Genomic DNA, 15,480 nt, shown 5'->3' on the forward strand with positions numbered 1-15,480 from the left:
GCCACGGTGAGCGCCGCGAAGATGCGGCGCTCACCGTGGCGCGCTCGGGTCTGCGAAGGTCGGGCGGCTATGGACGGCGCGGGCGCAGCAGGCTGAGGGTCGGGGTGCTCGCCGGGTCGGGGCAGTTCAGCGTGGCCGGGCTGCCGACGGGGAGGGTGGCCATGGGGTCGGCGTGGCCCAAGGGGAAGCCGGCGGCGACGGGCAGCCCGTCCGGCAGGCACCGCAGCAGGATCTCGTCGTACCCGGCGTATCCGGACGATGTCGGCTGCGGCCCGCTGACCCTGCTCAGCAGCACGCCGGCCGCCCGGTCGAGGACGCCTGCGAGGCGGAACTGCTCGAGGCGGGCCCACAATTCGTCCGGGGCCATGCCGTCGGCCTCCAGGAAGAGAATCGAGCCGGGGGCGGGTGCGGGCCACAGCGGGGTGCCCAGCAGCAGGCCCAGCACGAGGAGGGAGCCGCCCCACAGCGGGCCGGTCGCCTCCCCGGGGCGCAGCACGCGGGCCGGCTGCTCGCCGCTGTTGCCCCGGCGGCGGCGGTCGTCCTCCCGGTCCCAGAAGAGGTTCTCGTCCGACCACTCCCCCGGTGTCGCCACCGTCCGCCGGGTCCAGTGAGGGCCCGCGCCCAGCACCGCGTCGAACTCGCTCTCGGTGGCTTGCCACGGGCCGTCCGCCTCGCCCCATTCGGAGACGACCATGGGCCCGTGGAAGGCGACGAGACCCGACCTGCGGGGCACGAGGTTGATGAGGGAGGTCAGGTCGCTGTAGCCGATCAGGGGTTTGCCCGCGCGGCCGATCCGGTCGAAGTCCAGGTGCGGGAGGACGGGCGTGAGCGTCCAGCCCCCGACGGCCGCGATCACGCCGTCGGTGTTCTCGAGGAGCGTGTGCAGTTCCTCCGCGAGGTCGGCGGGCGGCAGAGTGCCCGCACCGTTCGCGTGGTGGCAGGAGTCGCCGGTGACGACGGTGTACCCGCGGCGGCGCAGCGCGCCGAGGCCCCGCTCGAAGCGGCGCGGGAAGAGGACCGGGGCGGGGGAGCTGGGGGCCCACACGCCGAGCGTGGCGCCGGCCGGGAGGGGCGTGGGCCAGCGCGCCGTCCCGGGCCGCGCACCGTCCTGAAGTCCGTTGTCGGCGAGTGCCCTCGTGGTCATGCGAGCGCTCCGATTCTGTCGTCGTCGAGGCCGGCCGCGGCGGCCCACTCCTCGCGGCCGCGCCGGGCCAGGTGGTCGAGGAGGCCGTCCGTGGTCAGGGTGGTCTCCGTCTGGTGCGCGCCCCGCGCGCCGCGCAGGCGGGCCGTGCCGTTGTGTGCCTCGTCCCGGCCCACGACCACGCGCCAGGGCACGCCCACCGCGTCGGCGAAGCGCATCCGGCAGCCCATGGAGGCACCGTGCCGGTCGTCGAGGACCACGCTGACGTCGGCGTCGAGCAGGGTCTCGTAGATCCGCTCGGCCGCCCGTGCCTGACCGGGGCCGCGGCCCTGGGGGGTCACCATGACGTCGAAGGGCCGGACGGAGGCGGGCAGGGCGATGCCACCGGGGACGCGGTGCTGCTCCAGCAGGGCCACCACGCACCGCTGGACGCCGATGCCGTAGGTGCCCATCACCGGGACGCGCACCTGGTTGTCCTCGTCGCGGAAGCGGACGTCGAAGGCGGGGGTGTGGGTGTACCCGTACCCCATGGCGACACCGCCTTGTGGGAGGTCGTCGGCGGTCGTCGTGGGGCGCGTGGCGTCGCGGTGGTAGGGGATGGTGCGGCTGCGGGGACGGTCGCCGCGTGCGTAGGGGAAGATGAACTCGAAGCCGCCCGTCGCCTCGTCGCGGACGAGTTCGGCGCGTAGCCGCAACCGGTCGAGGACGGCGCGGACGGCGCGCTGGGCGTGCGTCGCGCTGCGCAGGTAGGCGTCGTGGTCGGTGTCCAGGCTGGCGAACAGGCAGCACTGGAACTGGCGCGAGTTGTAGATGCCCTGCGGCCGGTCGCGGAAGCGGAAGATCTCCCGGAACTCGAACAGCCGCATGGGCAGCTGGCGGTGGGAGGCGAGTCCGCCGGGGCCAAGGTAGCTCAGCAGGGGTTCCTCGCTGGTGGCGGCGAGCGTGTACTGGTCGAACGGGGGGCTGAAGCCGATCAGTTCGCCGCCGAACCGCTCCAGCCAGCCGGCCGGTGCGAGAGTCTCGACGCGGTGCACGGCGGGTCCGCGCAGCTCCGCGTATCCGGCGCGTTCCATCTCCCGGCGGACGACCTGCCGGATGTGGGTGACCAGGCGCTGGCCGACCGGGGCGAACCAGGGGAAGCCGGCGTCGGTGAAGCGGGTCAGGCCCAGGTGGTGCGCGAGGTCGGTGCCGGTGGTGTGCGGTTCGGGGAGAGGGGCGCCCAGCAGTTCGCCGTGCGGGATCCTGCTCAGTCTCATCGGTACTCCGGTACGGGCGTAGGGATCTGGTGGGCCGCCAGCAGGCCGAGGATGCGCCAGGGCGGCAGGTGGCGTTCGGTGAGGCGGACGCCGAGGTGGGCGAGCGCGTCCTCGACGGCGCCGACCACGGCCGCGGGCGCGAGCACCGCGCCGCCCTCGCCCAGTCCGCGGTAGGGCACGTCGCCGGCCCGCCGTGACTCCAGGTGGACCACGTCGATGGCCGGGGCGGTGCGGGTGGTGGGGAGCAGGTACTCGGTCAGGTCGCGGGAGAGGTGCGTGCCGTCGGGGGCGTAGCCGGACCGTTCCTGCAGGACCGTGCCGATGCCCTGCACGGCGCCGCCGCGCAACTGCCCGTCGGCGACGGCCGGGTTAATGATGCGTCCGCTGTCGGCGACGATCAGATAGCGGTCGAGTGCCACCGTGCCCAGGTCCGGGTCGATCTCCACCCAGCAGCAGTGCGTGGCCTCCGCCCAGCCGGTCTCCTCGCTGTCGAAGACCTCGCTCACGTCGAGCGGCGAGCGGCCCTGCGCCGCGGTGACGCAGGCCGCGGCCATCGCGGTGACCGTGCCGAGGACGTGGCCGTCCCGGGTGTCCACCACGTCTCCGGCGGCGATGTCCAGGGCTGCGACGGATCGCCCGGTGCGCCGCGCGGTGTCCGCGAGGAGCGTGGCGCGCAGGGTGCGCGAGGCGCGCAGCACTCCCCCGCCGGCGAGGGCGGCGGCCCGGCTCGCGCCGGTTCCCGCCAGGCTGTACGGCACGACGTCGGTGTCGCCGTGCACGACGTCCACCGCGTGCAGCGGCAGGTCAAGGGTGGACGCGGCGATCTGCGCGAGGGTGGTGACGTGTCCCTGGCCGTGCGGGATCTGGCCGGTCCTGATCTGCAGACGGCCTTCGGGGGTGAACAGCACGCGCACAGGTTCGGGTCCCATGTGGGCTCCCATCGCCTCGTGCAGGCTCCAGGGGCCGGGTGCGGGCTCCAGCAGTGTCGCGATGCCGAGCCCGGTCAGCCGGCCGTCCGCGCGGTCGCGTGCCTGCCGCGCGCGGAACTCCTGGACAGCGGCCTCCTCGCGGGCCCGGCGCAGGGTGGATCCGAGGGCGGGTACGTCGGTGAGGCGGGCGCCGGTGGCCGTGCGCGGGTCGGGGCCGTCGACCGGGGCGAGGTGGCGCAGCCGGTAGCCGGAGGGCTCTTCGCCGAGTTCGCGGGCGAGGAGGTCCATGGTGCGTTCGGCCGCGAACGTCGCCATCTCCCACGGGCCGCGGTAGGCGACGTACGGGGTGCGGTTGGTGAGGGCCAGGCGGCCGGTGAACTCGTAGGCGGGCACCCGGTAGGCGTTGGGGACCAGACAGCCGACGAGCGCGACGAAGACGGCGCTGGCGATCGGGGGGACGGGGTAGGCGCCCTGGTCGACGACGAGGTCGGCGCGGAGCGCCAGCAGTTCGCCCGCGGCCCCCAGGGCCGCCTCGACGTCGATCTCCTCACCGCGGGCCTGTCCGGCGGCGATCAGGTGTTCGCGGCGGTCCTCGATCCAGCGCACGGGCCGGCCCAGGTGCCTGCTCGCCCAGCACACGGCGATGTCCTCACGGAACACACCGCCCTTGATGCCGAAGGAGCCGCCCATGTTGGCGGGGACCCGGACGCGGACGGCGTCGATGTCCAGGCCGAGGACGTCCGCGAGGTACTGGCGGTGGGAGGTCGGTGACTGCGATGCCACGTCATAGGTCAGGTGGCCGGTCCCGGCGTCCCAGCGGGCGAGGCCGCCGCGGGGTTCGAGGGGCGCGTTCTGCACGCGGTCCTGCCGGAGGCGGTGGCGCACCACGCGCGCGGCACGCGCGAAAGCGCCGCTCACGTCGCCGTGGACGCGTCTTTCCGTGTACAGCACGTTGCTCGGCAGTTCGGGGAAGAGCGGCGGCCGCGTGCTGTCGGTGCCGGCCCGCGCGTCCAGTACGGGCGGCAGATCCTCGTAGCCGACGGCGACGAGCGCGGCGGCGTCCTCGGCCGCGGCCTGGCCGGTGGCGACGACCAGGGCCACGGGGTCGCCCTCGAAGCGGGCGCGGTCCCCGGCGAGCGGCGTGAAGGCGGGCGCGGTGTAGCCCTCCAGGGGGCAGGCGATACCGATCGGGTTGAGTCCGGCGCGCATGTCGGTGGCGGTGAAAACGGCGACGACTCCGGGGGCGGCGAGGGCGGCCGAGGCGTCGATGCCGGTGATGCGGGCGTGCGGGCGGTCGCTGCGGACGAAGCGGGCGTGCAGAGCCCCCGGCACGACGAGGTCGGCGATGTAGCAGGCCCGGCCGTCGAGGACGGTCCGGTCCTCGGCGCGCAGGGCTCTGGTGCCGACAGAGGGATCGGTGACCGCGGCGAGGGCGCCGCGGGGCGACGGCGGGTCGCTGTCGGGGGCTGTCGGGTCCGGCGCGGTGACCGGGGACGGGCCGGCCGGGTTGTCCCGGGGTGGGCGGGTGCGGGAGGCGAGCAGGGCCGCCCGCACGATGCTCTCGTAGCCGGTGCACCTGCACAGGTTGCCCGCGAGGTGGTGGCGGACCTCGTCCTCGGTGGGGTCGGGGTTCTCGGTGAGCAGGGCGTGGATCTCCAGGAGGAAGCCGCTCGCGCAGAACCCGCACTGGAAGGCGTGTTCCGACCACAGCACCTCGCGCAGGTGGCGCATCAGCGCGTCCCCGGTGTCCTGCGCGGTGCGCACGGGCAGGCCCTCCGCCTGTGCGGCGAGGACCGTGCAGGAGCGCGCCGTACGGCCGTCGAGGAGGACCGTGCAGGAGCCGCAGACGCCGTCCTCGCAGCCGAGCCGCACGGAGGTGCGGCCCAGGCAGTCGCGGAGGTGGTCGGCGAGGGTCCCGCACCCGTGGGGCGCGTGGGCCGGGGCGGTCATGACGTCTCCTCGAGTCGCGGGAGTGGCGCGCCGGGTCCGCGGTGGCGGGCCCGGGACAGCGCCTCGGTCAGGGCACGGTCCGCCAGCACGCGGACCACGTGCCGGCAGTACGCGGCCGGCGGCTCCTGCCGGTCCGGTGTCCCCGGCACGATGCGCACGGTCTGCGCGGCGGCCTCCCCCGCTTCCGTGAGCCGATGGGTGACATCGACCGCGGCGGGCGGTGACACCCGGGTGCCGACGGTGAGTTCGGCCCGCAGGAGGGTGCCGTCCGGCGCGGTGTCCACGACCGCGGCGACCGTGGTGGCCGGGCGTCCGCCGACGGGGTGGCCGAGCTGGGCGAGCGCGTATCCGCGGCCCGGTCCGCGCAGCGGCAGGTGGACGGCGGTGAGGATCTCGCCGTGGGCGACTCCGGGGGCGTGCGGGCCGCCGAACCAGGAGCGCAGGTCGCTCGTACGGGTGCCTTCGGGGCCGGTGACGACGAGGCGCGCGCGCAGGGCGTACGCGGCGACGACGAGCTGGGCCTGGCTCGCCGCGTGGGCGAGCGTGCCGCCGAGCGTGCCCCGGTGCCGGACGGAGGCGTGTCCCGTCGTGGCCGCGGCCTCGGCGAGCAGGGGGCTTGCGGCGCGTATGCGGGGGTCGGTGGCGAGGGTGTGCTGACGGGTCATCGCGCCGATCCGCAGGCAGCCGGCGTGCTCGGTCACGCCGGTCAGCTCGCCGACGTCGCGCAGGTCGACCAGGAGGCGGGTCGTGCGGGCCCGGGACGCCAGTTGCGGCACCAGGCTCTGGCCGCCCGCCAGCGGCAGGGCCTGGCCCGGCCGGGCCTCGGCGAGACGGGTCACCGCCTCCCCGAGGCGCCGGGGCGCCACGTGGGCGAGAGGGGGGAGCTTCACGGACGGCTGCCTTTCGGGCGGGGCGAGGGGCCCGGCACCGGGGCCGTCGGGGCCCCGGTGCCGGCCGGCGTCAGGACCGCGGGAGGACCGGGCTGGAGACGAACAGCTCCGGCTCGCCCAGCTCGTCGGTCTCGCAGCGCACCAGCAGCTCCGTGTAGCCCATCTGCGCGAGGTTGTCGCGGAAGAGCCGCATGTGGACGGCGTACTGCTCGGTGAGGACCTCGCGGGCCTCGGGGGTGAGTTCGTCGAGGTGGGGGCGGGCGAGGATGTCCCGGACGAACGAGTCGACCACCTCGTCGGAGATCCAGTCGAAGGTGTACTGCTCGCGGGTGAAGGGGATCCGCCCGTCACCGAGGAAGAAGTCCAGCCAGTACGACTCCTCCAGCGGCTCCACCGGGACCTGGATGGCGGCGGTGACGTCGGCGAGCAGCTGCTCGGAGGGCTGCTTGACGTAGTACATCGGGATGGCGGCGATGAAGCCGCCCGGCTTGACGACCCGGGAGTACTCGGCGAGGGCCCGCGCACGGTCCGGTATGAGGGAGGTGACGTTGCCGCAGAAGACCATGTCGAAGGCGTCGTCCGGGTAGCCGGTCGCGGTGGCGTCGTTGACCTCGAAGGTGATGAGGTGGTCCACGCCGAGGCTCTCGGCCCGGCGGCGGGCCTCGGCGATGCTGCGCTCGTTGATGTCGATGGCGGTGATCCGGCAACCCACCAGGCGGGCCAGTTCGATGGCCGTGATGCCGGTGCTGGTGCCGATCTCCAGGACGTGGCTGTCCTTGTCGAGGTGGGCGGCGGTGGCGAGGTGGGAGACGGTCTTCACGCCGCCGGGCGGGCGGTTGGTCTCGCGCACGACGGAGATCAGCTCGTTGTAGTTCATCGAGCGGATCTGCTGGGCGGTCAGGTCGCCGAGATTCATGGGTGCTCCTGGTGCAGGTGAGGGAGGTGCGTGGACGGGGTGTGGTGGCGGTCGGATCAGGGAGTGGCGGGAAGGCCGTTGGCGCGCTCGAGGAGTTGCAGGTCGCGCACGTCGTGGTGGTTGAGGACCCACATGAAGAAGCGCTCCACGCCCATGCCGAAGCCGCTCGTGTGCAGGGGCTTCTCCTGTTTCATCCGCAGGTACCAGTCGTAGTCCTCGGGCGGGACACCGTGCGCGGCCAGCGCGGAGAGGGCGTGCGCGGCGTCGGTGTGGCGCTCGCCGCAGCCGACGACCTCACCGGGTCCGATGAGCAGGTCGGCGTTGAGGGCCTTGGTCCCCGTGGCGTCGGTGGCCTGGTAGAAGGGGACGGAGAGGTGGTCGAAGTGGGTGAGCCACACGGCGGAGCCGTGCAGTTCCATGAGCCGGTGCTCTCCCGCCCGGGTGATGGTGCGCCACTGGTCGTGGGACTCGATGTAGCGCGGGTCGCCGTCGAGCGCGGTGACGGCGTCGTCGAAGGTGATGCGGGCGGTGGGTTTGGCCAGGAAGTCGGTGAGGTGCCCGGTGCCCCGGGCGATCCGGGCGACGGGCTCCGCCAGCTCCCGCAGGACCGCTTCGGTGAGGTGGCGCAGGTAGGCGTCGGCCACCGCGATCACGTCGTCGAGGCCGCCGGGGATCTCGGCCTCGCTGTGGAAGAACTGGCTGAGGTGGGTGGTGTCGGTCTCCTCGCCGCGGAAGCTCGGCATCAGGTAGTAGCAGCCCCGGTCGGCGATGCGGCAGCCGTACTCCAGGAGGAACTGCATGGAGTCGGCGAGGTAGGTGGGGACGCCGAAGAGGTCCACCTGGACCGGCAGCGAGTCACTGCCCAGGCCCATCGGTGAGGAGATGGAGGAGGTGGTGACGGGCAGGTGCAGCGCCTTGACCTGCCGGCCGCGCCAGAACGCGGCGGTCTCGTAGTTCACCAGGTCCTGGAGGTCGACCAGCGAGCGGTACAGCGGGTCGTCCAGGATCCGCAGGAAGCGCGGCCGGCTCTCCGCGAGCGGCCGGGGCGGGCGGGTATCGACATTCGGCATACGGGGGGCCTCCGTTGTGTGCGCACGCCTGTCGGGGACGGGGGTGGGGGGTGGCGGCCGGTGGTCACCGCGCGGTTCGTCGTCGCTCGGCCGGCCGTTCGACTCATCGAGCCTCGCACCCGGCGATTCCCGTTGCGTTGCCGTTCGTTCCGCGCCCGCGGCCAGGGTGCGGAAGACGCAGGGAAGGCGCTCGGTACGGGAAAGGCGCGCGGTGCCCGCGTCAGTGCAGGGAGTCGAGTCAGTGCAGGGAGTCGAGCCAGCCCTGTACGAGGGCACGGTCGAGGAGTTGTTTGCGGAAGACCCCACTGCAGCGCAGGGCGTCACCGGTGTCGGAGATCCACAGGCTGAGGTCGAACATGGCGTCGGTGAGCGTGGGGACGCCCACCTCGCCCCGTATGCCGTCGAGTTCGAGGCGCATCACGGGGTTTCCGGAGATGAACACCGACCGGCGCTCGTAGGCGAACCGCCCGTTGGTTTCGGCACCGTTGCCGACCGCGTCCCGGACCGCGTCGAAGGGGGCGCCCTGGTGGCGCAGGGTCCACAGCACGCCCTCGCGGACCGCTGCGGCCGTGGCCGGCAGGGTCGCGGCGGGTGGCGCGTGGACGGTGACCGGCAGGACGCTGACGAAGTTGCCGAGGACGTCCTGGGCGGCGGGGACGAAACGTCCGGGCAGCGGGGAGAAGAAGGAGAGTTCCTGGCCGAGCACGCTGGGGCGCATCGCGTGCAGGAGTTTGGCGGTGGCGAGCATGAAACTGGACACCGACAGCTCGGCGGCCTGCCGCACGTGCCGCCGGTAGGCCGGGCCGGTGAGGAGGGTCGCGGCCTGGTCGCCCTCGGCCGTGCACGCGGTCCAGGGCAGGGGGTCCGCCAGGACCATGTCGGGGATGCCGTCGGGCAGCCTGCGGCGCCAGGCGTCGCACAGTTCGTCGCGGCCCGCTCCGGCCAGGGCACGGCGCTCGGCCGCGGCGACCCGGGCGAGGGAGGCCCGGCGCGGGACACGGGGGGCCTGTTGCCGGTCCCGGCCCCCGGCCGGGTCCTCGGCACGGTAGGCGGCGGAGGTGTCGGCCAGGAGCCGGGCGTAGGAGATCCCGTCGCAGACCGTGTGGTCGACGGTGACGACGAGGACGGTGCCGCTGCCGTCCGGGGGCCGCACGCAGGTCACTCTCAGCAGGCGTCCGTCGCGCAGATCGAAGGGCCTGCCCATCTCGGCGTCCGCGATCCGCCGGGCTGTCGTACGGGCGTCCTCCCATCCGGCGCCGGAGGCCGCGGCGACATCGACACGCGGACGCCAGCCGGACTCCTGGTACTGAGGGCCGTGCGCGGGGTCGACGCGGTAGCGGTGGCCGAGGGCGGGGTTGAGCACGACGGAACGGGCGAGGGCGCGTTCCAGCCGGGGCACGTCGAGTGCGAGACCGGGAAAGGCGAAGAGGAAGCAGGTCAGATTCTCCGACGGCAGCGATCCGTCGTCCCGCGACTGGTACCGCAACCCGATGCTCATCCGGTGCGGCACGTCGCGCCAGAGGTCTGCGGGGGCGTCTGCGGGAGCTTCGGCGGGGGCCCCGGCGCGAGCTTCGGCGGGGTGAGTGGGCAACGGGACTCCTGAGGGCGTGGGGTGTAAGTACGACGGGGTTGCCGCGTCCGGGGGCACGGATCGGGGTGCGCGATCCGGGGGCGCGGATCCTGTGCACGGAGCGGGGGCACGGAGCGGGTGCACGGTCCGAGTACACGGTTCAGGCGCACGCTCCAGGTGCGTTCCGAGTACACGGTTCAGGCGCACGCTTCAGGTGCACGATCCGGGCACACGATGGAACACGTCAGGAACGGGGAGCCGGGGTGGACGGCGCCGGATCGCCGGTGCGGAGCCCCGGCTCGTCGGGAGGCAGTAGCCGGGCCTCGGCATGCGAGGGACCGGACGAGCGGCCCGGGAACGCCTCCCGCGCCGCCGCGTCGAGCGCCGGCGACGGCGGTACGTCGTCCTGGCCCGGGGCACCGGATGCGTCCGCGCGGTGTCCGCGCGGGACACTCCCACCGTCACCGTCACCGTCACCGCTACCGCTACCGGGCATTGGTGCACCGGGCCCCCCGGACGTAGCGGCGTCGGCAGGCGGCCGCGCCCGCACGGCGGAGCGGACCGCCGGCGCGGGCGGGCGGCTGCCCACGGCCGGGTCGCCGTTCTCACCGGCCGGATCCGCCGTGCGCGGTGCCGCCGGGCGCTCCTGACCGGCCCGGCCCCGCGTGGCGCGCCGTTCCCTCAGCAGACCCGTCACGTGCAAGGCCGCCGCCATCGCCTGGGCCAGGGACAGGATCACGAACACCGTGTGCGTCCCCGCCGGTTGGATCGTGGCGCCCGTGACGAGCAGGCCGCAGGTTCCGCCCGCCAGGGCGACGGCGGTGGCCACGGTGAGGGCCTCGGAACGGACGGCGGCCGGGAGGCTCAGCGCGCGCACGGCGGCGACCGGCGCACTCGACACACCGTTGAGGAGCCCCGCGAGCACGAGGCAGCCGAACACGGCGGTGAGGCCGAGCGGGAGCAGCAGCACCGCGAAGCAGAGCGCCAGCAGCACCCGTCCGCCGACCGCGAGGGCCGGTGCGGTCGTGCGCCGCAGCAGGGGCCCGACCAGCAGTGTGCCGGTCAGGGCTGCCGCGCCGAAAGCGCCGGACAGCGCTCCGGCGACGGAGGGGCCGCGGTCGCCGAACTCCAGCGCGACGACCGGGATGGCCGCGAACAGGCCCTGCCAGGCGAACTCGGAGCAGACGAGGGCCAGGGACCAGGTGGCGGTCAGGGGGGTGGCGAGCAGGGCCCGTACGCCCGCGGCCCCCAGCCGCGACGGCGCGCGCGGCGCCGGAGCGGTCCGCGGCAGGAAGCGGCGCAGCACCAGCAGTGACAGGGCGAAACTCGTGACGTCCAGGTACAGCACGGGCACCGTGCCGAGCAGCCCGATGAGGAGGCCGGCCAGGGGCGGGCCGAGCATCATGCTGAAGCGCATGGCGCCCTGGAGGGAGGCGGTCGCGCGGGCCAGAAGCTTCTCGTCCTCGCCCACCACGTCCGGGAGCATGGCCTGCTGGGCGGCCGCGTAGGGCGCCATGAAGGCACCGAAGAGGAACATCGCGGCGGCGGTGAGGGGGACCGCGAGGCTGCCCGCGGCGGTGAGCACCGGGACGAGGGCGATGAGCACCCCGCGGCACGCGTCCCCGAGGAGCATCACCCGCCGGGGTCCCGTCCGGCCGGCCCAGGACGCGCCCAGCGTGCCGAAGAGGGTGGTCCCGGCCAGCTGGGCGGCCATGACCAGGCCCATGGCGCGGGCCGATCCGGTCGCGCCGAGCATCAGCCACGGCACGGCGACGACGGTCAGCGCGCTGCCCAGCATCGACACGCACTCCGCGGCGAGCACGGCCCGCAGCACCGGATGGCGCCACGGGCCGGGCCCGGTGGTGCTCATGCGCGCGGTCCGACGGCGTGTTCGGTGAACTCGGCCAGCCGCGGCCGGCTGAACAGGACGCTCAGATCGACCTCGCGGCCGAACCGGCGGGAGACCTCGAGGACGAGGCTCTCGGCGAGCAGCGAGTGGCCGCCCAGTTCGAAGAAGCTGTCCTCGGGCAGGATGTCCTCGATGCCCAGGACGTCCTGCCACAGCTCGGTCATGGCGGCGAGGTGGCGGGTGTCGCCGCCCGCGCCGGCCGCGGCGCCCGTGTCGAGGGCCGTCTCGGTTCCAGCCGTTGCGGCGGACTCGATGATCCCGGGCAGGGGGGCGTCGGGGTCGTCGGCGATGGTCCAGAGCACCTCGTGGTACTCGGCGGCGAGCGTCTTGAGCAGGGGCTCGCCCAGGGCTCCCGCGGGGTCCTTCCACAGCACGTGGGTGCCGCCGCTGTCCTGGCGGACCATGACGGCCAGGGTGAAGCCGGCCGTGCTCTCGATGTCGAGCAGGCGGAGCACCGCATGCGAGCCGGGCGTCGTCAGCCGCAGGTCCATCACGTCGAGGCCGTCGCGCAGGCCTGCGTGCCAGTACTGGAAGAGGCTGCGGTGGGTCAGGTCACGGGCGCGCGGGCCCACGAGTCCGGCACTGCGCATGATCGTCGGATGGGGGAGGTCGCCGTGGGTGAGCGCGTTCTTGACGCGTCCGCGCAACTGCCGCATCACGTCGGTGTAGGTGTCTGCCGCGCCCAGCCGGGCCCGCACCGGCAGCAGGTTGACGAAGTAGCCGACCTGTTGCCGGGTCTCGTCGAGGCTCCGCCCGTGGAAGGGCAGGAAGGACAGCACGTCCGAGGAGCCGGTGTGCCGGCGGAGCAGGGCGTAGTAACCCGCCATCAGCGAGGTGACGTACGAGACGCCGGTGGCGGCGGCACGGTGGCGCAGCCCGCCGACGAGGTCCTCGGGCAGGAGGTCGCTGAGCATGGCGGGGCGGGGCGGGTCGGCGGGGTCGGCCGGGAGCGTCAACGGGGCGGTTCCGGCGCCGAGTTCGGCCGCCCAGTAAGCGCGCAGGCGCTCGCCCTCCGCCCCGTCGGCCAGCCGGGTGGAGCGCAGGGCGTGGGCCTCCAGGGCGCGGGAGTCGTCGGGCACGGCCACGGGCTCACCGGCGTACGCCTGGCGCAGCGCCTCCAGCAGGAGCAGCACGGACGCGCCGTCGGCCACGATGTGGTGCAGCGTCAGCAGCAGGACCTGCCAGCCGGGGCCGGTGACGACCTGGACCCTGGCCAGCGGGCCGGTGAGCAGGTCGAACGGGCTCTGCCACGCCTGTCGTACGCCCTCGTCGCGGGTGAGCGAGGAGGTGACCTCCGTGACCGGGATCGCCGGGGCGCCGTCCCAGTCCAGGCGGTGGTTGCCGGGAGCTCCGGTCACCCGCCCGCGGAGCTGGGGGAAGGCCGCTCCGATGGCGTCGACCGCGGAGCGCAGCCGGTCGGGGTCGAGTTCACCCTCGACGGCGAGCGGCACCGGGATGATGTTCGTCCACTGCCGCGGATCGACCTGCCAGGCTACTTTCAGGGCTTCTTGCCCCACGGAGAGGGGCACGCTGTGCGCGGTGGTGTTCATCGGTGGTCGTCTCCAGGTTCCGCGGGAGGGATGGGTTGTTGCGGGGCGGGGCGGGGGTGCGGCCCGTCGGTTCAGACCCGCAGCCGCACCCGGTGGCGGCGGAGCCAGGCGTCGAGCTGGAGGAGCATCTCGACGTCCGCCCTGCCGAACCAGCCGCCCCGGTCGAGCAGTCGGGGATCTTCGGCGATCCGGGTGGCGGCCCGCAGGTCGGTGACCGCGTGCACGGGCGCCGAGGGGTCGTCGACGAGGTGGCGCAGACGAGCCGTGACCGAGGTCTTGTACCGGTCGTCGTAGAGCGCGGGGAACGTCGACTTGCGGCGCTCCAGGACGGAGGGCGGCACCAGGTCGCGGGCGAGGTCGCGGAGCATGCTCTTGGTGCGTCCGCCGGCGGACTTCATGGCGATCGGGACGTTGTACATGAAGGTGTAGAGCGTGTGGTCCGCGAAGGGGAACCGCAGCTGGACCCCGGCGGCGGCGCCGAGGCGCTCGGTGTGCAGCATCGTCTGTTCCAGCAGCCGGGACACGGTCAGGTGGTCGATCTGGCGCACCGTGCGGCGGCCGGGCGAGTCGCCGGGCAGGACGGGGACGCGGTCGAGCGCGGTGCGGAACACCCGTTCCAGGTAGCCGTCGATGTCGAGGGCGCGCAGCAGGTCGGGGCGGAAGAGGCCGGTGCCGATGCCGTGGGCGACGCCGAACCGCCGGGCCTGTTCCAGCCACGGGAAGCCCGTCAGCTCGGGGACGCCGTCGAGATCGCCGTAGAGGCCGCCGAAGAGGGTGTCGGCCGCCTCGCCGGAGAGGGCGACGGGGGCTCGCGCGGACAGGGACCGGTTCAGCAGGTACGGAGTGACGTTCTTGTCGCCCCAGGGAGTGGGGTAGTCCTTCGCGGCGAGTACTTGGTCGAGGGTGACGGGGTCCGTGACCTCGTCGATGCCGACGACGACGTCCTCGTGGTCGCAGTCCCAGAAGCGGACGACGTCCTCGATGAACGGGCGGTCGGGGATGCGGGAGGTGGTGCGGGCGAAGGAGACGGTGGCGGTGACGGGCCGGCGCCCTGTCTGGTCGGCGAGGAGGCCGGTGAGCACGCTGGAGTCCAGTCCGCCGGACAGGAGCACAGCCGTGTCCTGGCCGGCGATGTCGGCGGCCACGGAGGCGCGCAGCAGCCGGTCGGCCTCCTTGGTCGTGGCCTCGGCGTCCAGGACGTGTTCGTGGGCCTCGAGCGCCCAGTAGGCGCGGGCCCGGACCGTGCCGTCCGGGTGGATGCGCAGCACGGTCGCCGGGGGCACCTCGTGGACGCCGGTGAGTGCTCCGCGGCCGTCCTCGCGCATCAAGGTGAGCAGCGCGCACAGGGCGTCGGCGTCGGCTTCGGGAGTGACCAGGGAGTGTGCGGTGAGGACGGCGACGTCGGAGGCGAAGACCACGCCGCCGCGCGTGCGGGTCCAGCTCAGCGGCCGGACGCCGAACCGGTCCCGGCCGAGCACGAGGTCGCCGTTGCGCGCGTCCCAGACGGCGAACGAGCAGAGGCCGTCGAGCCGTTCGGCCGCGGACGTGCCCCAGCGCAGGTACGCCCGGGCGACGATCTCCGGTACGGGGGGCGGGTGCGGGCCGGTTCCGCGGTCGCCGCCGAGCGCGTCCCACAGAGCGGCCCCATTGCGCAGCTGGCCGTCGGCCACGGCGACGGCGGCCGTGCGGCCGTCGTGGCGCACGACGGCGGGGGCGGCCCGCTGTGGCCAGGCCGGGTCGCCGCGCTGGACGAGCGCGGCGCGCCGCCCGGTCCAGGTCGCGCCGCCGCGCGGGGCCCGGGCCCGCAGCCCGGTCGCCATCCTGCGCACCTCGGCCTGCTCGCCCGTCAGATCACGCTGCCCGTCGGTCCATCCCGCGATGCCCGCCACCCGGTCCCACCTCGTCCTCGGCCGCCTGTTGCGCGCCACACGGGCGCCCCCGGACCCGCTGGCCCGGGCCTGCGGGCCCGCGTCGCCTTGACGCCGTCACGCTAGGGGCGCCCGGTACCGTGCGACCCGCCCTGCGACCCCCCGTCGGGATTCCGCCGCGGACCCCTGGCCGGTCCCGTTCCGGAACCCGGACAGCACCAGGGGGGAACGGCACGCCTTCGAGGGCCGGTGAGAGGCCGGCGGCGCCCTCGGGCCGGGCGGCCGCAGGTCCCGCGTGACACCGCCGGCCCAGCGCCCCGGCCGGGCGGAACAGCCCCGGACACCGCCCGGGAACCCGCTCGGCGCGGCATGCGGAACACCGCTCTGGTGGACTGCTCGCGCACCGGGAGACCGGCGGCAGCCCGCGACGC

The 15,480-nt window shown here is 74.4% G+C and carries 10 protein-coding genes; all 10 read right to left on the reverse strand.

Going from position 1 to position 15,480, the window contains the following annotated elements; translation table 11 throughout:
- Nucleotides 1-67: 67 nt before the first annotated feature.
- Nucleotides 68-1,144 carry an LD-carboxypeptidase gene (locus AB0J02_RS35580; protein WP_363197982.1) on the reverse strand — a complete coding sequence of 359 codons (1,077 nt, stop codon included), beginning with the start codon at nt 1,142-1,144 and terminating at the stop codon, nt 68-70.
- Nucleotides 1,141-2,397 carry a His/Gly/Thr/Pro-type tRNA ligase C-terminal domain-containing protein gene (locus tag AB0J02_RS35585; RefSeq protein WP_363197983.1) on the reverse strand — a complete coding sequence of 419 codons (1,257 nt, stop codon included), beginning with the start codon at nt 2,395-2,397 and terminating at the stop codon, nt 1,141-1,143. The genes AB0J02_RS35580 and AB0J02_RS35585 overlap by 4 nt, the downstream gene beginning before the upstream one ends.
- A complete protein-coding gene (locus AB0J02_RS35590; RefSeq protein WP_363197984.1) occupies nt 2,394-5,276 on the reverse strand; it encodes a molybdopterin cofactor-binding domain-containing protein in 2,883 nt (960 codons plus the stop codon). Before AB0J02_RS35590 ends, AB0J02_RS35585 begins: the two co-directional genes overlap by 4 nt.
- Entirely contained in the window at nt 5,273-6,166 is an 894-nt protein-coding gene (locus AB0J02_RS35595; RefSeq protein ID WP_363197985.1) for an FAD binding domain-containing protein, read from the reverse strand. The genes AB0J02_RS35590 and AB0J02_RS35595 overlap by 4 nt, the downstream gene beginning before the upstream one ends.
- Nucleotides 6,167-6,236: 70 nt before the next feature.
- Nucleotides 6,237-7,082: a class I SAM-dependent methyltransferase gene (locus tag AB0J02_RS35600; RefSeq protein ID WP_363197986.1), complete on the reverse strand. Its 846-nt coding sequence runs from the start codon at nt 7,080-7,082 to the stop codon at nt 6,237-6,239.
- Between the two features lie 56 nt (nt 7,083-7,138).
- Nucleotides 7,139-8,152, reverse strand: a complete 1,014-nt coding sequence (locus AB0J02_RS35605) for an amino acid--tRNA ligase-related protein (RefSeq protein WP_363197987.1) — start codon at nt 8,150-8,152, stop codon at nt 7,139-7,141.
- A gap of 238 nt (nt 8,153-8,390) precedes the next feature.
- The gene (locus AB0J02_RS35610) at nt 8,391-9,743 is read right to left on the reverse strand and encodes a condensation domain-containing protein (RefSeq protein WP_363197988.1); all 1,353 of its coding nucleotides are present in this window, start codon (nt 9,741-9,743) and stop codon (nt 8,391-8,393) included.
- A 223-nt stretch (nt 9,744-9,966) separates the two neighbouring features.
- A complete protein-coding gene (locus AB0J02_RS35615; protein ID WP_363197989.1) occupies nt 9,967-11,592 on the reverse strand; it encodes an MFS transporter in 1,626 nt (541 codons plus the stop codon).
- Nucleotides 11,589-13,181, reverse strand: a complete 1,593-nt coding sequence (locus AB0J02_RS35620; RefSeq protein WP_363197990.1) for a condensation domain-containing protein — start codon at nt 13,179-13,181, stop codon at nt 11,589-11,591. Before AB0J02_RS35620 ends, AB0J02_RS35615 begins: the two co-directional genes overlap by 4 nt.
- Nucleotides 13,182-13,252: 71 nt before the next feature.
- Complete coding sequence (locus AB0J02_RS35625) at nt 13,253-15,070, reverse strand: asparagine synthase-related protein (RefSeq protein WP_363197991.1); 1,818 nt, start codon at nt 15,068-15,070, stop codon at nt 13,253-13,255.
- Nucleotides 15,071-15,480 lie beyond the last annotated feature (410 nt).

This window comes from Streptomyces sp. NPDC050264 (genome assembly GCF_040655895.1).
Taxonomy (GTDB): domain Bacteria; phylum Actinomycetota; class Actinomycetes; order Streptomycetales; family Streptomycetaceae; genus Streptomyces.